This window comes from Bacillus sp. FJAT-18017 (genome assembly GCF_001278805.1).
Classification (GTDB): domain Bacteria; phylum Bacillota; class Bacilli; order Bacillales; family Cytobacillaceae; genus Bacillus_D.
Map to the genome: position 1 here is coordinate 44,675 of NZ_CP012602.1, position 22,826 is coordinate 67,500.

A 22,826-nucleotide genomic window follows, 5' to 3' on the forward strand; every position below is an offset into this window, starting at 1 on the left:
AATCTTACCCCATTTAGTAAAAAAAGCTTGACTTTTTCGGAAGGCATAAAAAAGATGATGATGGCATTTTATAATATTAACATAGTAGCATATGTCAGTCAAATGTTTTTTGCCCTAATAATGTAATAACCTTTTTCCTTATCAACGATTGTTACATCACCAAAAAGCTCGTTCAACTTATCCAAAGCAGAAGGTGCCCCTTGTTTCTTTTGAATAACTACCCACAACTCTCCTTCCTTAGCCAGTAATTCCCGGCTCTGAGAAAAGATATCATGGACTGTCTTCTTCCCCGCACGAATAGGCGGGTTTGTCAGAATTACAGAAAACCCAGTCTCCTTCACATTATGAAGCCTGTCACTTTCATAAATCTTAACGTTCTCAATCCCATTGGCTTTTGCATTTTCTACAGCAAGCTCTAGTGCACGCTCATTTACATCAACCATATGTACAATCCGGTCCGTAAACGTTTTGGCAAGGGCAAGACCAATAGGTCCATATCCGCAGCCAACATCAAGCATCGGCCCATCCAGATCCGTGGGTATAAAAGTCTCAATTAAAAGCCTTGACCCGAAGTCAACTTCATTTCTCGAAAAAACCCCATTGTCAGTTTTAAATCGAAGCCTCTCGCCCCTTAATGTAAAGTCCCAATGTTTCGGAGAACTTTCTGAACTCGGCTTTTTGGAATAATAATGTTCCGACATAAGCTTCACCTCCAGGAATATAACAGAATTGTCCTAGAAACGTATTATAGCTATCAGGCCATCAAAAAGCAAAAACATCGGCCAGCTTAAAACGGCGCTTTCGCTTTTCTACTTGTCTAGCTGCAGCGCCAAGTGTCCTTCGGCAGCATAAGCATCTCACGAAATTACGCGATAGCGTTATGAGGATTTTCGAGGAGGTCATACGGCGCTGAACGGGCGCTTTCGCTTTTCATGCAAAAAAGCCCGCTTATGCAGCGAGCTTTTCACTAGGGTAATTACTTAACTTCGACGTTAGCTCCAACTTCATCAAGCTTAGCTTTGATAGCTTCAGCATCTTCTTTAGAAACGCCTTCTTTGACTGCCTTTGGAGTGTTGTCAACAAGATCTTTTGCTTCTTTAAGTCCAAGGCCTGTGATTTCACGAACAACCTTGATAACTTTGATTTTTTGGTCGCCAGCAGATGCAAGAATTACATCAAACTCAGTTTGCTCTTCAGCAACTGGGCCAGCAGCGCCACCAGCAACAGCTACAGGTGCAGCTGCAGTTACGCCAAATTCTTCTTCAATTGCTTTTACTAGGTCGTTAAGTTCCAATACAGTCATGGACTTAACCGCTTCAATGATTTGTTCTTTAGTCATTGTGGAAGTTCCTCCTTAAATTTGTTTGGTTTATTGTAAAGCGAAAACGTTTAGCTTACGCGCCTTGTTCTTCTTTCTGTTCTGCAACAGCCTTTGTAGCAAGAGCAAGATTGCGGATAGGTGCTTGAAGCACGCTGAGGAGCATGGAAAGCAAGCCTTCGCGGGATGGCAGCTCTGCAAGAGCTTGAATTTCCGCTACAGTTGCAATGTTCCCTTCGATAACACCAGCCTTGATTTCAAGAGCTTCATGTTTTTTAGCAAAATCGTTAATGATTTTTGCTGGAGCTACAACATCTTCATTACTGAATGCAATAGCATTAGGACCAGTCAAAGACTCGTTCAATCCTTCAAAGCCATTCGCTTCAGCCGCGCGGCGTGTCATTGAGTTCTTGTAAACCTTGAACTCGACACCTGCTTCGCGAAGTTGTTTACGAAGCTCAGTTACTTCGGCAACATTCAATCCGCGGTAATCAACAACTACGGATGTAACGCTGTTTTTGAATTTTTCGGCGATTTCATCGACGATCAGTTTCTTTTGTTCAATAGCGCTGCTCATTATTACACCTCCTGTGGAATTAATGGCATTTATACCGGGCAAATAAAAGCCTCCATATCCGTAAGACATGGAGGCATAATACAATAGCCATTTCACTGGCTCATTCTATCGTATTCCCTCGGCAGGAAATTAAGCCGCTGGGCCCCTGCTGTCTTCGGTACAAATGTATGAAATTCAAACAACAGAATCAATCTTATCAAATTGATAACTGTTTGTCAATATCTTATTTTGTTGTTACAGATGCTGGATCTACTTTTACGCCAGGGCCCATTGTAGAAGCAACTGTTACGTTCTTCATGTAAGTGCCTTTAGCAGCAGCCGGCTTCGCTTTAAGCATTGTTTCGAAAACAGTCTTGAAGTTTTCAGCAAGCTTTTCGTTTTCGAAAGAAGCTTTACCGATTGGAACATGGATGTTCCCAGCTTTATCAACACGGTATTCTACTTTACCAGCTTTAATTTCATTAACAGCGCGAGTTACATCAAATGTAACTGTACCTGTTTTTGGGTTAGGCATAAGGCCTTTAGGTCCTAGTACGCGGCCAAGCTTACCAACCTCACCCATCATGTCTGGAGTTGCAACGATAACATCGAAGTCAAACCAGCCTTGTTGGATTTTGGTAATGAACTCTGCATCGCCGACATAATCTGCACCAGCTGCTTCAGCTTCCTTCACTTTTTCGCCTTTAGCGAAAACGAGGACACGCTGAGTTTTACCAGTTCCGTTCGGAAGCACTACTGCTCCACGAATTTGCTGGTCAGCTTTTTTAGGGTCTACGCCAAGACGGAAGGCAACTTCAAGAGTTGCATCGAATTTAGTATAGTTAGTTTTCTTTGCAAGTTCAATTGCTTCAGCAAGCGGATAAGCTTTTGTACGGTCTACAAGCTTAGCAGCTTCAAGATACTTTTTGCTTTTCTTAGCCATTTTAAATTTCCTCCTTGATTTGTGGTTTTAACGGAATTGGACCTCCCACTTTTAAAAGGTGCGATACACCTTTCGGAACACAACTTTGTTCGACGAGAAATCTAAGGATTCCTATATGATTTCAAATACTGTTTCCTTAAGACAGAATAAAGGTTGCGTGTGCCAATCAGCTACGCAACCCCATCATCTCACAGAACTAGCAGGGATTAGTCTTCGATGACAATACCCATGCTGCGCGCAGTACCTTCAACCATGCGCATTGCTGCTTCAACGCTGGCCGCATTCAGGTCAGGCATTTTCTGTTCAGCAATCTCGCGCACCTTGTCGCGCTTAACTGTTGCTACTTTATTACGGTTAGGCTGGCCAGAACCAGACTGGATTCCGGCTGCAACTTTCAATAGAACTGCAGCTGGAGGGGTTTTCGTAATAAATGTAAATGAACGGTCTTCAAAAACCGTAATTTCAACAGGAATGATCAGACCTGCTTGGTCCGCTGTACGAGCGTTAAATTCCTTACAGAATCCCATGATGTTAACACCAGCTTGACCCAATGCAGGACCAACCGGCGGCGCAGGGTTAGCTTTTCCAGCAGGAATTTGCAATTTAACCATCTTAATTACTTTTTTAGCCACGAGACACACCTCCTTAAAAAGTCCGTGATGTGGTAATAGGGGTTCTACCCCTCCCACTCATATAAAAGCCTTCATTAGAGAATAAAGGCATGGCAAATGTCCGGTTTATTGTCCAAGACATACTGACCTTTGAAATGTTACCACTTTTCACTGGTGATTTCAAGTTATTTTACAAATTGGATTTGTTTTTCTTGACCGCCATCAACAGAAAGTATTCCTTCGCCACAAGCTTCAGCTACATGCAGTCCTTTAAAAATACCGTTAACTCTGGTAATTAACTAAAAATACCTGATAGGCAAGCAGGATTCCACTAAGGGTCAACCCTAAGAGAAACCCTTTGCGTGTCTGACCATCAGTGGAAGGTCGCCACGATATAATCGTACCTATAGTTTGTCAACCTGGGATACATCTAGTTCAACCGGAGTATCACGGCCGAACATGTCAACTAGTACACGAAGTTTGGATTTGGTTTTGTCCATCTCTTCGATAATACCGGTCTTGTTTGTAAAAGGACCTTCTTTAACCTTGACAGTTTCCCCAATCTCAAAGTTAAGATCAACCCGCTTCTCTTCAAAGCCCATTCGTTTCAAAATCATGGTAACCTCTTCTGGCAGAAGTGGCGTCGGCTTTGATCCAGAGCCTGCCGAACCAACAAACCCGGTAACGCCTGGAGTATTTCGGACTACATACCAAGAGTCGTCTGTCATTACAATCTCAACAAGCACATATCCCGGGAACACTTTCTTTTTGACAACTTTCTTTTTACCATTCTTAATATCTGTTTCTTCTTCTTCCGGTACAACAACTCGAAAAATCTTATCCTGCATACCCATTGATTCAACACGTTTCTCAAGGTTTGCTTTTACCTTATTTTCATAGCCGGAGTACGTATGGACTACATACCAGTTCTTTTCCATTTTCAAGGACTAACGTCCGTCCCTCCCTGCATTTTTTCTTCCTTTATCGCCTTAACATCCTTAAAATAGTGGCAGGTATACGGACGCACCAGCCACTCGAACTTTTAGGACAAATGAAAAAACCCGTTTTTACCGGGCTTTGTAATAATTTCCTGCATTATTTTCCATTATACCATGAACAAGCATTACTTATTCAAGAATTAAGCGGATAACCTTTGAAATTCCCAAATCGACAATCGCAAAGAATACAGCAAAAACAGCGACAGTGGTAATAACTGTAATAGTATAGCGGGTAAGCTCCTTGCGCCTCGGCCAGCTTACTTTCCTCATTTCACGGGCGACTTCACGAAAAAAATTAGGAATTCCACGGAAAAAATTCATGTTTGTAACCCCCATCTATCCTTATGAACAATCCCTCATCGCTCCTATCTGGTTTCTTTGTGAACCGTCGAAGCGTTACAGGTTTTGCAAAACTTTTTTAACTCAAGCCGTTCATCCTTAACCCGGCTGCTTGCTGTAACGGTGTAATTCCGTGAACCACAAGCGGCACAGGCAAGAACTGCTTTTTTCGCCATATCGACACCTGCTGCCATTTTTTTGTCTATAAAACTGTAACATGAGGACCAATAACTGTCAATACGGCATGGAACTGGTTCCTTACAAAATAAAAGCCTTTATGAATCAATGTGAGTATTCACGGAGTTCAAGGTATCGCTCCAGCTTTCTTTTGACACGCTGAAGGGCATTGTCAATTGATTTCACATGCCTGTTAAGCCCTTCTGATATTTCCTGGTATGATTGGCCATCGAGATATAATGCCAAAACCTGGCGCTCAAGGTCACTCAAAAGCTCAGCCATTTTCACTTCAATATGGTCGTATTCTTCCTGATTGATAATTAACTGTTCTGGGTCCGTTACCTTGGCACCACTTAAAACATCCATCAAGGTCCGGTCGCTTTCATCATCAAAAATAGGCTTGTCCAACGATACATAAGAATTTAGCGGAATATGTTTTTGCCTTGTCGCTGTTTTAATCGCAGTAATGATTTGCCTTGTAATACATAGTTCAGCAAACGCCTTGAAGGATGTCAGCTTATCGTCCTTGAAATCCCGGATTGCCTTATACAGGCCTATCATCCCTTCCTGGACGATATCTTCCTTGTCTGCCCCAATCAAGAAATAAGAACGTGCCTTTGCCCGGACAAAGTTGCGGTATTTGTGGATTAAGTAATCCAGGGCATCGCTATCTCCACTATGCACTAAATAAACAATCTCTTCGTCTTCCATGGCCAGAAAACTGTTGCCTGCCCTCGCTCTTACATCCACACCCACTGAGATCCCTCCGCATGCACATGCATAGATAGAAATATTATACAGTACTGGTTTTTTCAGCGTCAACGGTCATTTTTGGCCTCTGCGCCATTTTTCAAATATTTCTGCCATTTCTTCACTAATTGGGATTCGGATCGGGGGTTTCTTTTCCTGAATCCGCTGAACTCTTTTTTCAATCTTCTTTGAAAGAACATTCATCTCAATCATAAGCTCACGCGCTGATTTCCTTAAGGCACCTTGTCCAAAAATGGCCCACTGCTCAGTAAAATCGGAGGTAGCAACATGAATCTGTGTTTTCCGATTGCCCAGTTGAATGGCCATTTTTTCAATTCTTTCGTCGGCAGTTTCATTTTCCTTTGTAAAAATAACCTCAACTTGATGATTCCTATACTTTTTTGCGATTCCCTGCACATATTGGGCATCAAAAACAACAATAACCCTATAGCCAGTGTAACCTTGATATTCAGCCATCAATTCCACAAGCCTGTCCCTTGCCGCAGGAAGATCCTTAATTTTCAGGTCCTTTAATTCAGGCCAGGCTCCAATGATGTTGTAACCATCAACAAGAAGGATATCCATTTCTAGCCTCCAAGCGGATGGCGACTCCGGTAAACCTCGTACATTAACAAAGCAGCAGCAACAGAGGCATTCAGTGATGTAACCTTGCCTGCCATCGGCAAATGAACAAGAAAGTCACATTTTTCTCTGATAAGTCTCCCCATCCCTTTTCCTTCGCTGCCGATGACAAGGCCCAAAGGAAGGGTAAAGTCCTGTTGCCTATAATCCTTGCTCCCCTTTGCATCGGTTCCTGCTATCCAGACGCCTTGTTCCTTTAATTCCTCAATTGTCCTCGCTAAATTGGTTACCCTAGCTACTGGTACATATTCAATTGCCCCGGTAGAAGCTTTGGCAACTGTAGAGGTAAGGCCGACCGCGCGGCGTTTTGGAATGATGATGCCATGCGCCCCAACCGCATCCGCGGTGCGCATAATAGATCCAAGGTTATGAGGGTCCTCGACTTCATCAAGAATAAGGAAGAATGGTTCCTCCCCTTTTTCCCTCGCAGCTTTAAAGAGGTCGTCCACCTCAGCGTATTTATATGCTGCGACATATGCCAGGACTCCTTGGTGGTTTCCTTCCGTCAATTGGTCAATCTTTTTCTTTGGAACATATTGAACGATGGCATTCGCTTCTTTAGCAAGTTCCGTTATTTGGTGCATTTGGCCGCGCTGGGAACCTTCTGCTATTAGGATTTTGTTGATATCACGATGCGACCTTAAGGCTTCAAGGACCGGGTTTTTACCAATGATTATATCTTCACTCATCCTTTTTCCTCCCTATCATGTCCTCTACATAGTCAAATGCTGCTTTAATTACTTCCTCAAGCCGTTCTATCTTGCCTCCCAGGTATAAAAAGCCCATTAATGCTTCAAAGGCGGTGCTATGACGGTACGTTACTACATCTGTGTTTTTAGGGACAGAACCCGACTTGGCATTTCTTCCTCTTTTAACGACTGCCAGTTCTTCATCTGTTAAAAACTTTTCTTCAAGAAAAAAGTATAAAATTCGAGATTGCGCCTTTGCAGAAACATATTTTGTTGCTTCGACATGGAGCCGATGCGGCCGGACAGTACCGGCCTGGAGCAGATGGCGCCGCACATACACCTCAAAAACCGCATCTCCCATATAAGCCAGCGCAAGGCTATTAAGCTGTTTTTCATCTATTGTTGTTTCATATTCGAGCATGTGTCAGCCTCTTTTCCATCGGGTACCCTGAGGCGTATCTTCCAGTATGATATTCATTGCTTTCAGTTGGTCTCTGATTTCATCGGAGAGCTGGAAATTCCGTTCCTTCCTTGCCTGATTGCGTTTTTCTATCAATAACTCAACTTCTTCATCAAGCAGTTCCTCGGTAGCTATTTTTAGGCCCAGCACCTCGAAAAGCTGATCGAACTCTGTAATAAATCGGTTAATTACTTCGACTGATGTATTCTTTTCAAGGAGATATTGGTTTGCCTGCTTTGACAGGTCAAACAAGACGGATACAGCATTTGCAGTATTAAAATCATCGTCCATCTCCCGGATAAATTGTTCCCTCAATCTGTCAACTTCCGCAATCCACTCTGCATTGTTAGAGGTCAAGCCGCTACTCGAATCGAGCCTGTGCTGAAGGTTTTGATAGGAAGTCTTGAGTCTCTCAAATGCAGTCTTTGTATTTTCAAGCAATTCTTCACTATAGTTAATTGGGTTCCGATAATGAACAGATAACATAAAGAACCGAAGAACCTGTGGATCATGCTGCTTGATAATGTCATGGACAAGCACAAAGTTCCCAAGCGATTTTGACATTTTCTCATTATCAATGTTGATATACCCATTATGCATCCAATAGCGTGCAAATGTTTTTTCATTGAGTGCTTCCGATTGGGCTATTTCATTTTCATGATGGGGAAATGCCAAGTCCTGTCCGCCGGCATGGATGTCAATCGTATCCCCAAGATACTTTTTTGCCATTGCGGAGCATTCGATATGCCAGCCAGGGCGCCCATTTCCCCATGGACTCTCCCAATAAATCTCGCCTTCTTTTGCCGACTTCCAGAGAGCGAAGTCAAGCGCATCCTGTTTTTTTTCACCACGCTCAATACGCGCTCCTACCTTTAGTTCATCAATTGATTGATGCGATAACTTTCCGTAGCCGTTAAACTTCCTGGTCCTGAAGTAGACATCCCCTTCAGATTCATAAGCATAATCCTTGTTAACCAATTCTGAGATGAAGTCGATGATGACATCCATATTTTCCATAACACGCGGGTGATGGTCGGCTTTTTTGCAGCCCAGTGCAGAAACATCTTCAAAATAAGCATTTATGAATCTTTCAGCCACTGTCGGCACATCTTCTCCAAGCTCTTTAGCTGCCCGAATTAACTTGTCATCGACATCGGTGAAGTTAGAAATATAATTTACATCGTAGCCGCGAAATTCAAGGTATCTCCTGACAGTATCAAAAACAATGGCTGGCCGAGAGTTACCAATATGAATATAGTTATATACGGTAGGACCGCAAACATACATTTTTACTTTTCCCTCTTCAAGCGGAACGAAAGTTTCTTTTTTCCGCGTGAGTGTATTGTATAACTGAATAGCCATATTATCTGGCTCCTTTCACTTTAATCTCTTCCAGTTCTTGCTTCAGGCGGGCAAGTTCATTTTCCAATGCTCTAAAACGGTCAGCTGTTGGGTCTGGCAAATCAGTATGATCAAGCTCCCTGCCAATCTTTACACCGTTTTGGATCACAATCTTTCCGGGAATTCCAACAACAGTGGAATGGGCAGGAACATCCTTCAAAACAACTGACCCGGCTCCGATTTTCGCATGCTCGCCCACGGTTATTGATCCTAGCACCTTTGCCCCGGCAGCAATCAATGCTCCATCTTTTACTGTCGGATGCCGCTTTCCTTTTTCCTTACCGGTTCCGCCCAGCGTAACTCCCTGGTATACTGTAACATTATTCCCAATTTCGCAGGTTTCACCAATAACAACACCCATACCATGGTCTATAAATAAGCGCCGGCCAATTTTGGCTCCTGGATGTATCTCTATCCCTGTAAAAAAACGGCTCACTTGTGAAATCAATCTGGCCAAAAAGAAAAATTTCCTCTTGAACAAGGCGTGTGCGATTCGATGAGACCAAATCGCATGCAAGCCTGAATATGTCAGCACGACCTCAAACTTGGTCCTTGCAGCTGGATCCTGATCGAAAACAACTTTTATATCCTCTTTTAATAATTCAAACAATTGTTCTCCCTCCCAACGATTCCATCATCCCGTATACTTAGTTTTTTGGGAATGGACAGCGGCAACTAGGGTATATCTTGATTACGGCTATCACAAAAGGCTTTTATTATATAAAAAAACGCCTCTGCCTTATAGACAGAGACGCTTAATACACGCGGTTCCACTCTGTTTGGGCATTCCATACATACGCGGAATTTGCCCCAACTTAAACCTTATAACGGAAAGGGTGCCGCCCGCTTCCTACTGGGCTTTTTGCCGGTTCGGAACAGGACTCAGGGGTGCATTTCAAAAATCGAGAGGCTTAAACCATTTTCAGCCGGTGATGGTTCTCTCTTTAAAGCATCGTTTCCCTACTTTTCCCCGTCTTAGATTTCATGGTATTTTATTTAAGAAAATTTAAATTTCGCGACTAAGAATAGTCTTTGTACCAAGATTGTCTACGTCTAGCTCCACAAGGAAAGCTTCGGCAGCAAATCATCGCACGAAGAAAAAGCGATAGCTTTTTCGAGGAGTGCCTATCGCCTAGCATACTTCAGGCCTCCTCCTTGCGATAAGTCATGCACGAACACGCTCGCGCTCTTCGTGATTCCTTTATCTCAGTCGAAGCCCCTCCAGTTTGTACAGCGATGACCAGGCACTTGCGCTTTTGTTGATTACTCCTACTATATACCATTTTCCTTCAATTGTTAACTAATAATTGAAAGCAATCTCATTTGAATTTTTTCCTTACCAAGCAGTTCAAGTGTCTTTGGAAGGTCAGGTCCATGTGTTTGTCCGGTTGTAGCTATTCGGATTGGCATAAACAACTTCTTCCCTTTGTGGCCAGTCGATTTCTGGACAGCCTTCATTGCAGCCTGAATACCTTCAGCCTTAAACTCTTCCAGCTTATCAAGTTCAACATTGAACGCCCTTAGAACCTCAGGAACCTGTTCTTCCGATAGGATTGCCTTTGCTTCCTCATCAGGATTAATATCATCACGGAAAAATATATCGGTTAGCTCGACAATTTCGGCTCCATAACTCATTTTTTCCTGCATGAGGCCAATCAGACTGACTACCCATTCCATTTCCTTGCCAACAAGGTTTTCACTTACAAACCCTGCTTTAATAAGATGCGGGAGCGAAACATCGACGACCCTATCAAGGTCTGCTTTTTTAATATACTGGTTGTTCATCCAGGCAAGCTTTTGCTTATCAAAGAGGGCCGGAGATTTAGAAAGTCTTGCAGGATCGAACTTTTCAATAAATTCTTCTTTTGAGAATAGTTCTTCTTCCCCAGCAGGAGACCAGCCAAGCAGGCCAATAAAGTTGAAAAGTGCTTCCGGTAAATAGCCGAGCTCTTCATACTGTTCAATGAATTGGATGATTGATTCATCCCGCTTGCTCAGCTTCTTCCTGCTTTCATTCACAATTAGAGTCATATGGCCAAATACTGGCGGTTCCCAGCCAAGTGCTTCATACACCATCAACTGTTTCGGAGTGTTGGAGATATGATCGTCACCGCGCAGGACATGGGTTACTTCCATCAGATGGTCATCAATGGCAACTGCAAAGTTATAGGTTGGTGTCCCGTCCTTCTTAATCATGACCCAGTCACCCATGCCTTCTGATTCAAACGATACTTCGCCTTTAACCATATCATTGAAGGTATATGTTTTCCCTTCCGGTACAATAAGGCGGATACTTGGCTGCCTTCCTTCACTTTCCAGGCGTTTCCTATCTTCATTAGTAAGATGGCGGCATTTTCCGGAATAACGAGGTGTTTCCCCGCGCGCCGACTGTTCCTCGCGCTCCGCCTCAAGCTCTTCCTCTGTACAGTAACATTTATAGGCATGGCCATCACTCAAAAGCTTTGTATAGTATTCTTCATAAATATGATTGCGTTCTGATTGCCTGTACGGGCCGAAACCTCCATCTTTATCGACACTTTCATCCCAATCTATCCCCAGCCAATTCAAATATTTCAACTGGCTTTGTTCGCCGCCCTCGATATTTCTTTTCTTATCGGTATCCTCAATCCTGATGATGAATGCCCCACCCTGGCTGCGTGCAAACAAGTAATTGAACAGCGCTGTGCGGGCGTTTCCGATATGTAAATGTCCTGTCGGGCTTGGAGCATACCGAACTCGAACTTTATTTGACATAATGAACCTCCTAAAGTGCTCAAGTTTAATCTGTGCTATTCATTTTACCATTGTTTGCTGTAATGCGAAAAGTGGGCAGTCTATGTCCAGATCCGTTTTTCCAGCAACTTCTACGATTTTGTTAAAAGAACCACAGCCTGTGCAGCAATTCCCTCACCGCGCCCTGTAAAACCAAGCCACTCGGTTGTAGTTGCCTTAACATTAATTTGACTAGGCTCAGCCTCCAGCAACTCAGCTATTCTCGTTCTTATCGCTTCAATATAGGGAGCCATCTTCGGCTTTTGGGCAATAATCGTACAATCTGCGTTTACCAACCTATACCCCTGTTCTTTTACTAGCTTCCATACTTGTTCAAGCAGCTTGGCTGAATCTGCATCCTTGAAAGCTTCATCAGTATCCGGGAAATGCTTGCCAATATCACCTTCCCCTATTGCTCCAAGGCATGCATCAGCCACAGTATGCAAAAGGACGTCTGCATCCGAATGCCCAGCTAATCCCTTTTCATAAGGAATTGTAATTCCCCCGATAATGAGAGGGCGCCCCTCTTTTAATTGATGTACATCAAATCCCTGTCCTATTCTAAACATACGTGTTTATCTCCTTTTTATACGTGATCTGCTTGCTGGTGGTAACCTCTCTACCGCATTCAGCGAGCCCCTTTCTGCCTTATAATGGCTTCAGCAAAGACCAGGTCCTCTTTTGTCGTCAATTTAATGTTGTTGTAATCTCCAAATACTACAGAAACGCGATGTCCCAGCCTCTCTACAAGGCTTGCGTCATCTGTCCCTAGAAATCCTTCTCTCTCCGCTCGCTCATGCGCTTCCCGAAGCAAGGAAATGCGAAAAGCTTGTGGGGTTTGGACTGCCCACAAGCTGGAACGTTCAATCGTTTCCACAACACGGTCCTCTATTACTTTTTTGACAGTATCCTTGACAGGCACAGCAAGCACAGCTGCCCCGTCCTGTTCCGCTGTCTCGAGAAGCCTGCAGATTTGCTCCGTTGTTATAAAAGGACGGGCCGCATCATGAACGAGCACAAGGCTGGAATTAACCAAGGCCAGGCCATTAAAAACACTTTGCTGACGTTCAGCTCCTCCTGCCACAAATATGGCAGGCTTGTTAATCGCATAAGCTTTTAGCAGCCCTTCTATTTCTGTCCGTTCCTGTGGATTAATAGCAAGGACGAATCCGTCGCATTGGCTGTCTTTTTCAAAAACAAGCAAGGTATGGATGAGGATTGGCATGCCTTCTACTTTCAGAAGAAGCTTATTTACATCAGCCCCCATCCTTTTGCCCCGGCCCGCTGCCGGAAGAATAACGTAATAACCCATTTTAAACCTCTACTTTTTTATCAGATCAAGCGAACTTTCAACCCCGGGTATTTTTCGTCCCAAGTGATTGTTTGCATCGCATATCCCAATTGATTTACCTAAAGGCTAAATGCCTAAGGAATTCCTTATTTCACTATCAGGCTTTTTTACGGGCAGTTAATCCTAAAGTAGAGACTTACTGCCCGGTATTGCAGGATAAAGGGTGCTATTAAAGGGCCTTTTCCAAAAGCTTTGGCTTTGCAAAAATCATTCTGCCAGCCGATGTTTGAAGAACGCTCGTTACCAGTACATCAATTCGTTTTCCGATATATTCCCGACCTTCCTCAACTACAATCATCGTTCCATCATCCAGATATGCGACGCCCTGATGGTGTTCTTTTCCATCCTTAATGACTTGAACATTTAATTCCTCACCAGGCAGAACGACTGGCTTTACTGCATTGGCAAGGTCGTTAATATTCAATACAGAGACATTCTGGAATTCACATACCTTGTTCAAATTAAAATCATTGGTTACAAGGATGCCTCCGGTATCTTTTGCAAGTTTAACAAGCTTGCTGTCTACTTCCTGGATTTCCTCGTAATCCTTTTCATTAATTTCCACGTTTACGGCAATTTCCTTTTGTATCCGGTTTAGGATATCAAGCCCACGCCGTCCCCGATTTCGTTTTAGGACATCAGAAGAATCAGCAATATGCTGAAGCTCCTGAAGGACAAACCTTGGAATGACAATCGTGCCCTCAAGGAAACCAGTTTGGCAGATATCAGCAACTCGTCCATCAATAATTACACTTGTATCCAATATTTTAAGAGAATGTTTGAATGGTTTGTCCAGTTCCTCTTCTGTTGTCTTTTTCTTTTTGCTGCCAAAGAGATTCATCAGTTCATCCCGTTTTTTAAATCCCACCTGAAAGCCCAGATACCCAAACAAGAGAGTCAATAGGATAGGGGCAACGGTATTAATTACCGGAACTTCAATGGCATTAAGCGCAAAGCCGACTAAAAAAGCGACAATCAGCCCAAAAGTTAGTCCAAGACTCCCAAATAAAACATCGGTTATCGGCACTTTCACAAGACTGTCTTCCAGCCATTTCACAAAGTCAACCACATATTCAACAGCCCAAAAAGTAAGAAGATAAAAAATAAGTGCACCGATAATGGCTGCCATATAAGAATTATTCAACCATGGAAATTTGTCAGCGCCTACTAGATTCAATAAGAGCGGAATTGTAAAGATCCCAAGGGTTCCCCCGATAATCAGGAAACTTGCTTGAACGATACGTTTTAACATTCCCTCACCTCCTTTTACTCATTATAAACAAAAACACTGAATTGAAACCTTAAATATGCCACGTTTTTTCAAACAAAACATCTCTCCCAAAAATATCGGTCCCCTGGGAAGGTTATTCACCAAGTGCAGCCTTTAAGGCTTGGCTCACTGTTGATACCCCTATAAGTTCCAGGCCCTTTGGCGCGGTCCAGCCGCCTAGATTATTAGCAGGAAGAATGACTCTTTCAAAACCCAGCTTTGCTGCTTCTTGCACCCGCTGTTCTATTCTTGACACACGTCTCACTTCACCCGTAAGACCCACTTCACCAATAATGCAATCCGTTGATTTTGTCGGCTTATCCCTAAAGCTTGACGCTATCGAAACTGCCACAGCAAGGTCAATTGCTGGTTCATCAAGCTTGACACCGCCTGCCACCTTTAGATAGGCATCCTGGTTTTGGAGAAGCATCCCTACCCTTTTTTCAAGTACTGCCATTAACAGGGGAACGCGATTATGGTCTATTCCTGTTGCCATCCTTCTTGGATTGCCGAAGCTGGTCGGTGAAATCAATGCTTGAATTTCAACAAGTACCGGTCTCGTCCCCTCCATTGAAGCTACTACAGTCGATCCTGCGGCTCCTCTTGATCGCTCTTCCAAAAATATTTGTGAAGGGTTTTCTACTTCCTCAAGGCCGGCTTCCTTCATTTCAAAAATGCCCATTTCATTTGTTGATCCAAAGCGGTTTTTAACAGCTCGGAGTATCCGGTACGTATGGTGCCGCTCACCCTCAAAGTATAGGACAGTATCAACCATATGTTCCAAGAGCCTTGGACCTGCAATGTTCCCTTCCTTTGTGACATGTCCAACAATAAAAATGGCAATCCCTTTTGTCTTGCCAATCCTCATTAGTTCGGATGTGCATTCCCTTACCTGGGAGACACTGCCCGGTGCGGAAGTGACCTCTGGATGATAAATAGTCTGAATCGAATCGACGATTACAAATTCAGGATTTGTCTGTTCAATTGTCCGGTTAATTTCTTCAAGGTTTGTCTCTGAATATACGAGCAGGTTTTCTGAAGCTACACCGATCCGTTCAGAACGGAGCTTTGTTTGACGCAGGGACTCTTCACCCGATATATAGAGGACGGTATGCTCCTTTTGGGCAAGCTCAGAGGATACTTGCAGCAAGAGTGTGGATTTCCCTATACCCGGGTCACCCCCTATCAGGACTAAGGATCCTTTAACGATCCCGCCACCGAGAACACGGTTCAATTCAGCCATATTTGTAAAAATTCTTGGTTCACTAACCGTTTCAACCGATGTTATAGGAACGGCCTTGGATGCTGTTCCCTGAGAATGGGAGAAGGCTCCTCTTCTCCCGGTTGCTGCAGGCTCGATTTCCTCAACCATAGTGTTCCATTCGCCACAACCAGGACATTTCCCCATCCATTTTGGTGATTCATATCCACAATTATTACATATAAACTTTGTTTTTCGCTTTGCCATTAGACCCTCTCCATTATCTTTTATCTGCCGGTAATTTTCAAAAAAAACAGGGAGGTACCGCCAGATAAATATGCGTGTACCTCCCTGGATTACTATGAAATCACAGTTGGAGCAGAACTTCCCCCGCATTAACAGGCAGTAAGACCCCCAATTTATTTGGGGAAAGTTTGGGACCAGCTGCCCGGAAAAGCCCGGTTGATGAAATATGATTTTTCTCTGGCTTAAGCCTTTAGAAAATTCATTCGGGCCATGCGCGACTAACAATCAGTGTGGCGATAAAGCCAGCTACCGATTAAGTTTCACTTTATTGGACAGGTTCCTCGGCTGCTGTTTTTACAGTGAACTCGCCATTATCTGCATCAATTATAACATGCTGGCCAGTCAATAATGTACCTTTAAGCAATTCCTCAGACAGACGATCTTCAATATGCTTCTGGATTGCCCTGCGCAATGGTCTTGCCCCATATTCCGGATCATAGCCCTCCTCAGAAATTTTTTCTTTGGCTGCATCTGTAAGTTTGAGCGTAATATCCTGTTCTTTCAAGCGCTTGATTAGCTGGTCAGACATAAGTGTAACAATTTCGTTCAGATGCTTCCGTTCCAGTGAATGGAATACGATCATTTCATCAATCCGGTTAAGGAATTCCGGACGGAAGGCTTTCTTCAATTCCTCTAATACTTTGCCCTTCATGTCCTTATAATCCTGTTCTCCATCCTGAACGGTAAAGCCGACATATTTATTTCGTCTAAGCGCATCAGCACCGACGTTGGAAGTCATAATTAACACTGTATTCCTGAAGTCAACAGTACGGCCTTTGGAATCAGTCAGGCGTCCATCCTCCAATACCTGCAAAAGGATATTGAATACATCTGGATGGGCTTTTTCTATCTCATCAAGAAGTACAACTGAATACGGTTTGCGGCGAACTTTTTCAGTGAGCTGGCCGCCCTCTTCATAACCGACATAACCTGGAGGTGAGCCAACCAGACGGGAAGTTGAATGCTTCTCCATGTACTCAGACATATCAATCCGGATCATTGCATCTTCATCACCGAACATTGCTTCAGCAAGTGCCCTGGCTAGTTCAGTTTTACCAACACCAGTAGGCCCAAGGAAAATGAATGAACCGATTGGCCTTTTTGGATCCTTTAATCCAGCACGCGCCCGGCGGACGGCCTTTGATACAGCCTTGACTGCCTCCTCTTGGCCAATTACCCTGGAATGAAGGATTTCTTCAAGGTTCAAAAGCTTTTCTGTCTCGGTCTGTGCAAGCCTTGAAACCGGTATTCCCGTCCAGCTTGCCACAACATGGGCAATATCATCAACCGTCACTTCACTATTTTCCTTGCCTTGCTGTTCTTTCCAACTCTTCTTTGTTTCCTCAAGCTGTTCGCGAAGGCGTTGTTCAGAATCCCTCAGAGAAGCTGCCTTCTCGAATTCCTGGCTTTGGACTGAGGCATCCTTTTCTTTACGCACTTCCTCAAGCTTCATTTCCAATTCTTTAAGATTTGGAGGTGTCGTATATGACCTCAGTCTTACCTTCGAGCCAGCCTCATCAATCAGGTCGATTGCTTTATCCGGCAGGAAACGGTCTGAGATATAGCGGTCTGAAAATTTGACGGCTGCCTCAATGGCTTCATCAGTAATAGTTACACGATGGTGTGCCTCATAGCGGTCACGCAGCCCTTGCAGAATTTGAACCGATTCTTCTGCAGTCGGTTCATCTACCCGAATCGGCTGGAAACGGCGTTCAAGAGCGGCATCCTTTTCAATATATTTACGGTATTCATCAAGTGTTGTCGCACCGATACATTGGAGTTCACCACGAGCAAGGGATGGCTTCAGTATGTTCGAAGCATCAATCGCGCCTTCAGCTCCCCCGGCTCCAATTAATGTATGCAGTTCATCAATGAAAAGTATGATATTTCCTGCCTGCCTGATTTCATCCATTACTTTTTTCAGTCGGTCTTCGAATTCACCACGGTATTTTGTTCCGGCAACCACTGTTCCCATATCAAGTGTCATAACCCGTTTATCCCTAAGGATTTCCGGAACTTCATTGTTAACAATTTGCTGGGCAAGACCTTCGGCAATTGCTGTTTTACCTACCCCTGGCTCACCAATGAGGACGGGGTTATTTTTCGTTCTACGGCTTAATACTTCGATGACTCGCTGAATTTCCTTACTTCGGCCAATTACGGGATCCAGGCTGCCTTCTCTTGCAATAGCTGTCAAATCCCTTGCCAGGCCATCAAGAGTAGGGGTATTTGCACTAACAGACGTGCTCCCGGGGTGACCACCGGATTCATTACTGCCCAGAAGCTGGAGAACCTGCTGGCGCGCTTTGTTCAAGCTGACACCAAGGTTATTAAGAACCCTTGCGGCTACTCCTTCACCTTCACGAATAAGTCCCAGGAGAATATGTTCAGTACCGACATAAGAATGCCCCAGTTTCCGCGCTTCATCCATCGAAAGCTCAATTACCTTTTTGGCCCTTGGTGTGTAATGGATGGTTTGCGGTATTTCTTGTCCTCGGCCAATAAGAGTCTCTACTTCCTTCTGGATTTTTTCAGATCCCAGGCCTAAGCCATAAAGTGCTTTGGCTGCAATTCCTTCTCCCTCCCGGACGAGGCCTAATAAAATATGTTCGGTGCCAATATTATTATGGCCTAGCCGAATGGCTTCTTCCTGGGCCAATGCGAGTACCTTTTGGGCTCTTTCTGTAAAACGGCCAAACATCATAATCGATTCCTCCTCAATTAGTATCCAATTCAAGTTTTAATCGTTCTCTTATAAGGCAAGCTCTTCGGATGTCCCTTTCTTCAGGCCGTAAAGGTCCGCCTGAATATAATTGGAGGAATCCGGGCTGTGTTAATATCATAAGTTCATTCAAAATGGTTCTTGACACATTTTTTATATACCCCATATCAATTCCCAACCTAACATCGGATAAACACTTGGCAGCCTCTTTTGTTTCAATTATTCTGCTATTCGACAAAACTCCAAATGAACGGTAAACTCTATCTTCTAATTGTATGTTGTAAGTTTTCTCTAATGCGTCGCGGGCAGACCTTTCCTGGGCAATAAGCTGGCTAACAACGCTAATTAAGTCCTCAACGATATCTTCCTCAGATTTTCCAAGCGTGATTTGGTTTGAAATCTGAAAGATATTACCGAGCGCCTGGCTTCCTTCACCATATATGCCTCTGACGACCAAGCCAAGCTGGTTTATTGCTGGAATAATATTATTTATTTGCTTTGTTAACACAAGCCCTGGCAAGTGCATCATAACGGACGCCCGTAACCCGGTACCGACATTTGTTGGGCAACTTGTAAGATAACCATGTTCTTCACTATATGCGTATTCGATCTGCTGTTCAATCCAGTCATCTATCTCATTTGCCGCCTCTAGAGCTTTAGCTAGTTGAAAGCCTGGGAATAAGCACTGTATTCGGATATGGTCCTCTTCGTTAACCATAATGCTAACTTCTTCATTTTCAGACAGCACACATGCCCCGTTTGGAGAATCCTCAGCAAGGTTTGGGCTAATTAAATGTTTTTCAACTAGAACCCTTTTTTGAAGAGGGTTAATGTCCTGCATATTTAATAATTCCATCCTGCCTAATCGGGTCGGACTGGAAGGAATCATCGATTCAAATCTTTTAATAATTTCATTTCCCTCTTCATTGGAAAGCATAGTTGGGAATTTATAATCAGATAGATTTCTTGCCAGCCTGATCCTCGAACTCAATACTATGTCAGAGTCCGGGCCATCCTCATTCATCCAAGAACTTACTGCATTACTTAAAAAGTTCTCCAGTGACACGTTATTCCCCTCCCTCGCTTGTGCCCTTAATCAAATTCTCAAGCGATCGGATTTCATCCCGCACTTTTGCCGCCTTTTCAAACTCTTCTTTTGTTATAAGGTCTTTAAGCCTCTGCTTGGACTCTTCCAATTGTCTCCGAATATGCAGTGTACCGCCTACTCGTTTGGGTATTTTTCCATGATGCTTCCAATTGCCTCCGTGGACCCTTCTTATAATTGGTTTTAATTGTCCCGAGAACGCTTCATAGCACGCCGTGCAGCCGAACCGGCCCGCCTTTACAAATTGAGGGAACGTCATTGAGCAGGATGGGCATTGAATGAACTCCTCTTTATCTATTGCGCCATGCCCCTGATGTTGATAGGTATTTTCAAAGTTCAACAAGCCTGCAAGCAAATTATTTAAAGAAAACCCCGTACCACCTTGCATCATGAACATTTCGCCTTTGTCTTGAGCGCATTGCTGACATAGATGAACCTCGGTTTTCTCTCCATTTACCACTCTTGTAAAATGCATGGTTGCAGGTCGTTGATTACATTCATCACATATCATATTCTCACCTCTTGCATTCTCTTCTTTATACTTTATACAGTGGAATTGTCCAGCGTTTAGCTTTATTCTCTACTTATACTTCAACGTGGTCAGCATCGCCTTAAGCATGCGGGCTCTTAGTTCATCTCTGTATGGCAGGTCTATATATAAAATTGATCTGTCTATAACGCTAAGCATGATTTTAGCTTCACGATGAGTGATGACGTCCTCTTCAACAAGCCGGTAAATTACGCCTTCCGCCGCATGCTGGCTAACCTGATCTCGGATTATTGATAATACATGATCGAGCAGATGGGCATGGTCGTTTGATTGGACCTTCATAATCCGGATATAGCCGCCACCGCCACGTTTACTCTCTACAATATATCCTCTTTCGATAGTAAATCTGGTATTGATGACGTAGTTGATTTGGGAAGGGACGCATTGAAATTTATCTGCTATTTCACTCCTCTTGATTTCCACCAAATCTTCATCACTTAGCTCAAGTACTTGTTTTAAATAGTTTTCAATGATGTCAGAGATATTTCTCAAATTGCCACCCCCTTCTGACTTTGACTATCTTTGACATTAATTATACATTATGCGAGTATGTAGGTGCAATTTTTTGATTTACTGATATTTTCTCCAAATCTTGGGATGATGAAACTAGGGGGGGTTATTATATTTGGATTTGGGGAGGGGAATTTTTCTTCTACCCCTTTTTTTGTAAAATCAAACTTTAGAATGTAATTAGATGAGCGTTGTAGGTTTGGAAGAAGCCTCATTTCCTGTTGGCAGGCTTTTCCGATAGCAGTTAGTGTTAGATCTTTCTTATTAAACTCTTTGAAATTGTTTTAATATAGTGAGGTTAGAACAATTAGGATATGATGTGATGAAATTCTTAATTAAGGATGGAGGATGCTTTCAAAGAAATAGAGTGGTTCCCCATGCGCTTATATGCTCTTATATTTATTATTCAGAAGCATACGAAAAAGGGCAACCCGTGTTGGGTTGCCCTTTACTTGTTGCCTGGCAGCGTCCTACTCTCACAGGGGCTTACGCCCCAACTACCATCGGCGCTGAGAAGCTTAACTTCCGTGTTCGGGATGGGAACGGGTGTGGCCTTCTCGCCATAACTGCCAGACTATATGAGGGTTGTTCCCTCAAAACTGGGTAATCGTAAAGGAAGAAATAGAAGAACATCAAGCAATCAAATATGGTTAAGTCCTCGATCTATTAGTATCAGTCAGCTCCACACGTCGCCGCGCTTCCACCTCTGACCTATCAACCTGATCATCTTTCAGGGATCTTACTTCTTGCGAATGGGAAATCTCATCTTGAGGGGGGCTTCATGCTTAGATGCTTTCAGCACTTATCCCGTCCGCACATAGCTACCCAGCGATGCCTTTGGCAAGACAACTGGTACACCAGCGGTGCGTCCATCCCGGTCCTCTCGTACTAAGGACAGCTCCTCTCAAATTTCCTGCGCCCACGACGGATAGGGACCGAACTGTCTCACGACGTTCTGAACCCAGCTCGCGTACCGCTTTAATGGGCGAACAGCCCAACCCTTGGGACCGACTACAGCCCCAGGATGCGATGAGCCGACATCGAGGTGCCAAACCTCCCCGTCGATGTGGACTCTTGGGGGAGATAAGCCTGTTATCCCCGGGGTAGCTTTTATCCGTTGAGCGATGGCCCTTCCATGCGGAACCACCGGATCACTAAGCCCGACTTTCGTCCCTGCTCGACTTGTAGGTCTCGCAGTCAAGCTCCCTTGTGCCTTTACACTCTGCGAATGATTTCCAACCATTCTGAGGGAACCTTTGGGCGCCTCCGTTACATTTTAGGAGGCGACCGCCCCAGTCAAACTGCCTGCCTGACACTGTCTCCCACCCCGATAAGGGGTGCGGGTTAGAATTTCAATACAGCCAGGGTAGTATCCCACCGACGCCTCCACCGAAGCTGGCGCTCCGGCTTCTCAGGCTCCTACCTATCCTGTACAAGCTGTACCAAAATTCAATATCAGGCTGCAGTAAAGCTCCACGGGGTCTTTCCGTCCTGTCGCGGGTAACCTGCATCTTCACAGGTACTATAATTTCACCGAGTCTCTCGTTGAGACAGTGCCCAGATCGTTACGCCTTTCGTGCGGGTCGGAACTTACCCGACAAGGAATTTCGCTACCTTAGGACCGTTATAGTTACGGCCGCCGTTTACTGGGGCTTCGATTCAGAGCTTCGCGTGAGCTAACCCCTCCTCTTAACCTTCCAGCACCGGGCAGGCGTCAGCCCCTATACTTCGCCTTGCGGCTTCGCAGAGACCTGTGTTTTTGCTAAACAGTCGCCTGGGCCTATTCACTGCGGCTCTTCAGGGCTATGAACCCTAAAGAGCACCCCTTCTCCCGAAGTTACGGGGTCATTTTGCCGAGTTCCTTAACGAGAGTTCTCTCGCTCACCTTAGGATTCTCTCCTCGCCTACCTGTGTCGGTTTGCGGTACGGGCACCTTTCATCTCGCTAGAGGCTTTTCTTGGCAGTGTGGAATCAGGAACTTCGGTACTAAATTTCCCTCGCTGTCACAGCTCAGCCTTCACGGGAAGTGGATTTGCCTGCTTCCCAGCCTAACTGCTTAGACGCACATGTCCAATAGTGCGCTTACCCTATCCTCCTGCGTCCCCCCATTGCTCAAACGATGAAGAGGTGGTACAGGAATATCAACCTGTTGTCC

23 protein-coding genes, 2 rRNA genes and 1 other annotated feature (1 of these 26 cut by a window edge) are annotated in these 22,826 nt (G+C 44.2%); all 25 genes read right to left on the reverse strand.

Going from position 1 to position 22,826, the window contains the following annotated elements; genetic code table 11:
• Positions 1-98 precede the first annotated feature (98 nt).
• Positions 99-701: a class I SAM-dependent methyltransferase gene (locus tag AM500_RS00275; protein ID WP_053597447.1), complete on the reverse strand. Its 603-nt coding sequence runs from the start codon at positions 699-701 to the stop codon at positions 99-101.
• A gap of 275 nt (positions 702-976) precedes the next feature.
• Positions 977-1,339, reverse strand: coding sequence for a 50S ribosomal protein L7/L12 (rplL, locus tag AM500_RS00280; protein WP_053597448.1), 363 nt, complete (start codon positions 1,337-1,339; stop codon positions 977-979).
• Positions 1,340-1,394: 55 nt separating this feature from the next.
• Complete coding sequence (gene rplJ / locus AM500_RS00285; protein ID WP_053597449.1) at positions 1,395-1,895, reverse strand: 50S ribosomal protein L10; 501 nt, start codon at positions 1,893-1,895, stop codon at positions 1,395-1,397.
• 34 nt (positions 1,896-1,929) lie between these two features.
• Positions 1,930-2,071, reverse strand: a sequence feature (ribosomal protein L10 leader region).
• Between the two features lie 47 nt (positions 2,072-2,118).
• A complete protein-coding gene (gene rplA / locus AM500_RS00290; protein ID WP_043931587.1) occupies positions 2,119-2,817 on the reverse strand; it encodes a 50S ribosomal protein L1 in 699 nt (232 codons plus the stop codon).
• Positions 2,818-3,023: 206 nt separating this feature from the next.
• Positions 3,024-3,449: a 50S ribosomal protein L11 gene (gene rplK, locus AM500_RS00295; protein WP_043931588.1), complete on the reverse strand. Its 426-nt coding sequence runs from the start codon at positions 3,447-3,449 to the stop codon at positions 3,024-3,026.
• Between the two features lie 383 nt (positions 3,450-3,832).
• A complete protein-coding gene (gene nusG, locus AM500_RS00305; protein ID WP_043931590.1) occupies positions 3,833-4,366 on the reverse strand; it encodes a transcription termination/antitermination protein NusG in 534 nt (177 codons plus the stop codon).
• A 189-nt stretch (positions 4,367-4,555) separates the two neighbouring features.
• Positions 4,556-4,747: a preprotein translocase subunit SecE gene (gene secE, locus AM500_RS00310; protein ID WP_043931592.1), complete on the reverse strand. Its 192-nt coding sequence runs from the start codon at positions 4,745-4,747 to the stop codon at positions 4,556-4,558.
• A 44-nt stretch (positions 4,748-4,791) separates the two neighbouring features.
• Positions 4,792-4,941, reverse strand: a complete 150-nt coding sequence (gene rpmG, locus AM500_RS24750) for a 50S ribosomal protein L33 (RefSeq protein WP_043931593.1) — start codon at positions 4,939-4,941, stop codon at positions 4,792-4,794.
• 106 nt (positions 4,942-5,047) lie between these two features.
• A complete protein-coding gene (sigH, locus tag AM500_RS00315; protein ID WP_269432597.1) occupies positions 5,048-5,704 on the reverse strand; it encodes an RNA polymerase sporulation sigma factor SigH in 657 nt (218 codons plus the stop codon).
• A gap of 63 nt (positions 5,705-5,767) precedes the next feature.
• The gene (locus AM500_RS00320) at positions 5,768-6,277 is read right to left on the reverse strand and encodes an NYN domain-containing protein (protein WP_043931595.1); all 510 of its coding nucleotides are present in this window, start codon (positions 6,275-6,277) and stop codon (positions 5,768-5,770) included.
• A gap of 2 nt (positions 6,278-6,279) precedes the next feature.
• On the reverse strand, positions 6,280-7,023 hold the full coding sequence (rlmB, locus tag AM500_RS00325; protein ID WP_053597452.1) for a 23S rRNA (guanosine(2251)-2'-O)-methyltransferase RlmB: 744 nt from the start codon (positions 7,021-7,023) through the stop codon (positions 6,280-6,282).
• On the reverse strand, positions 7,016-7,444 hold the full coding sequence (locus AM500_RS00330) for a Mini-ribonuclease 3 (RefSeq protein WP_053597453.1): 429 nt from the start codon (positions 7,442-7,444) through the stop codon (positions 7,016-7,018). The genes rlmB and AM500_RS00330 overlap by 8 nt, the downstream gene beginning before the upstream one ends.
• Before the next feature lie 3 nt (positions 7,445-7,447).
• Positions 7,448-8,845 (reverse strand): cysteine--tRNA ligase, encoded by a 1,398-nt coding sequence (gene cysS / locus AM500_RS00335; protein ID WP_053597454.1) that lies wholly within the window; start codon positions 8,843-8,845, stop codon positions 7,448-7,450.
• Between the two features lies 1 nt (position 8,846).
• Positions 8,847-9,494, reverse strand: a complete 648-nt coding sequence (gene cysE / locus AM500_RS00340; RefSeq protein WP_053597455.1) for a serine O-acetyltransferase — start codon at positions 9,492-9,494, stop codon at positions 8,847-8,849.
• A 686-nt stretch (positions 9,495-10,180) separates the two neighbouring features.
• Entirely contained in the window at positions 10,181-11,638 is a 1,458-nt protein-coding gene (gene gltX / locus AM500_RS00345) for a glutamate--tRNA ligase (RefSeq protein ID WP_053597456.1), read from the reverse strand.
• 110 nt (positions 11,639-11,748) lie between these two features.
• A complete protein-coding gene (gene ispF, locus AM500_RS00350; RefSeq protein WP_053597457.1) occupies positions 11,749-12,225 on the reverse strand; it encodes a 2-C-methyl-D-erythritol 2,4-cyclodiphosphate synthase in 477 nt (158 codons plus the stop codon).
• Positions 12,226-12,284: 59 nt separating this feature from the next.
• Positions 12,285-12,968 carry a 2-C-methyl-D-erythritol 4-phosphate cytidylyltransferase gene (ispD, locus tag AM500_RS00355; protein ID WP_053597458.1) on the reverse strand — a complete coding sequence of 228 codons (684 nt, stop codon included), beginning with the start codon at positions 12,966-12,968 and terminating at the stop codon, positions 12,285-12,287.
• A 208-nt stretch (positions 12,969-13,176) separates the two neighbouring features.
• Positions 13,177-14,259, reverse strand: coding sequence for a PIN/TRAM domain-containing protein (locus AM500_RS00360; protein WP_053597459.1), 1,083 nt, complete (start codon positions 14,257-14,259; stop codon positions 13,177-13,179).
• A gap of 112 nt (positions 14,260-14,371) precedes the next feature.
• Entirely contained in the window at positions 14,372-15,745 is a 1,374-nt protein-coding gene (radA, locus tag AM500_RS00365; RefSeq protein ID WP_053597460.1) for a DNA repair protein RadA, read from the reverse strand.
• Between the two features lie 304 nt (positions 15,746-16,049).
• Positions 16,050-18,488 (reverse strand): ATP-dependent protease ATP-binding subunit ClpC, encoded by a 2,439-nt coding sequence (gene clpC / locus AM500_RS00370; protein ID WP_053597461.1) that lies wholly within the window; start codon positions 18,486-18,488, stop codon positions 16,050-16,052.
• Positions 18,489-18,501: 13 nt separating this feature from the next.
• A complete protein-coding gene (locus AM500_RS00375; protein ID WP_053597462.1) occupies positions 18,502-19,572 on the reverse strand; it encodes a protein-arginine kinase McsB in 1,071 nt (356 codons plus the stop codon).
• A 1-nt stretch (position 19,573) separates the two neighbouring features.
• Positions 19,574-20,122: a protein-arginine kinase activator protein McsA gene (locus tag AM500_RS00380; RefSeq protein WP_053597463.1), complete on the reverse strand. Its 549-nt coding sequence runs from the start codon at positions 20,120-20,122 to the stop codon at positions 19,574-19,576.
• A gap of 69 nt (positions 20,123-20,191) precedes the next feature.
• The gene (locus tag AM500_RS00385; protein ID WP_043931612.1) at positions 20,192-20,653 is read right to left on the reverse strand and encodes a CtsR family transcriptional regulator; all 462 of its coding nucleotides are present in this window, start codon (positions 20,651-20,653) and stop codon (positions 20,192-20,194) included.
• Positions 20,654-21,128: 475 nt separating this feature from the next.
• Positions 21,129-21,245, reverse strand: a 5S ribosomal RNA gene (gene rrf / locus AM500_RS00390).
• 72 nt (positions 21,246-21,317) lie between these two features.
• A 23S ribosomal RNA gene (locus tag AM500_RS00395) occupies positions 21,318-22,826 on the reverse strand; it runs 1,425 nt beyond the window's last position.

Bases quoted from the DNA above. Each gene is read 5' to 3' on its own strand.
- AM500_RS00275 (WP_053597447.1), bottom strand. From the start codon at position 701: ATGTCGGAACATTATTATTCCAAAAAGCCGAGTTCAGAAAGTTCTCCG.
- rplL (WP_053597448.1), bottom strand. From the start codon at position 1,339: ATGACTAAAGAACAAATCATTGAAGCGGTTAAGTCCATGACTGTATTG.
- rplJ (WP_053597449.1), bottom strand. From the start codon at position 1,895: ATGAGCAGCGCTATTGAACAAAAGAAACTGATCGTCGATGAAATCGCC.
- rplA (WP_043931587.1), bottom strand. From the start codon at position 2,817: ATGGCTAAGAAAAGCAAAAAGTATCTTGAAGCTGCTAAGCTTGTAGAC.
- nusG (WP_043931590.1), bottom strand. From the start codon at position 4,366: ATGGAAAAGAACTGGTATGTAGTCCATACGTACTCCGGCTATGAAAAT.
- secE (WP_043931592.1), bottom strand. From the start codon at position 4,747: ATGAATTTTTTCCGTGGAATTCCTAATTTTTTTCGTGAAGTCGCCCGT.
- rpmG (WP_043931593.1), bottom strand. From the start codon at position 4,941: ATGGCGAAAAAAGCAGTTCTTGCCTGTGCCGCTTGTGGTTCACGGAAT.
- AM500_RS00320 (WP_043931595.1), bottom strand. From the start codon at position 6,277: ATGGATATCCTTCTTGTTGATGGTTACAACATCATTGGAGCCTGGCCT.
- rlmB (WP_053597452.1), bottom strand. From the start codon at position 7,023: ATGAGTGAAGATATAATCATTGGTAAAAACCCGGTCCTTGAAGCCTTA.
- AM500_RS00330 (WP_053597453.1), bottom strand. From the start codon at position 7,444: ATGCTCGAATATGAAACAACAATAGATGAAAAACAGCTTAATAGCCTT.
- cysS (WP_053597454.1), bottom strand. From the start codon at position 8,845: ATGGCTATTCAGTTATACAATACACTCACGCGGAAAAAAGAAACTTTC.
- gltX (WP_053597456.1), bottom strand. From the start codon at position 11,638: ATGTCAAATAAAGTTCGAGTTCGGTATGCTCCAAGCCCGACAGGACAT.
- ispF (WP_053597457.1), bottom strand. From the start codon at position 12,225: ATGTTTAGAATAGGACAGGGATTTGATGTACATCAATTAAAAGAGGGG.
- ispD (WP_053597458.1), bottom strand. From the start codon at position 12,968: ATGGGTTATTACGTTATTCTTCCGGCAGCGGGCCGGGGCAAAAGGATG.
- AM500_RS00360 (WP_053597459.1), bottom strand. From the start codon at position 14,259: ATGTTAAAACGTATCGTTCAAGCAAGTTTCCTGATTATCGGGGGAACC.
- radA (WP_053597460.1), bottom strand. From the start codon at position 15,745: ATGGCAAAGCGAAAAACAAAGTTTATATGTAATAATTGTGGATATGAA.
- clpC (WP_053597461.1), bottom strand. From the start codon at position 18,488: ATGATGTTTGGCCGTTTTACAGAAAGAGCCCAAAAGGTACTCGCATTG.
- AM500_RS00380 (WP_053597463.1), bottom strand. From the start codon at position 20,122: ATGATATGTGATGAATGTAATCAACGACCTGCAACCATGCATTTTACA.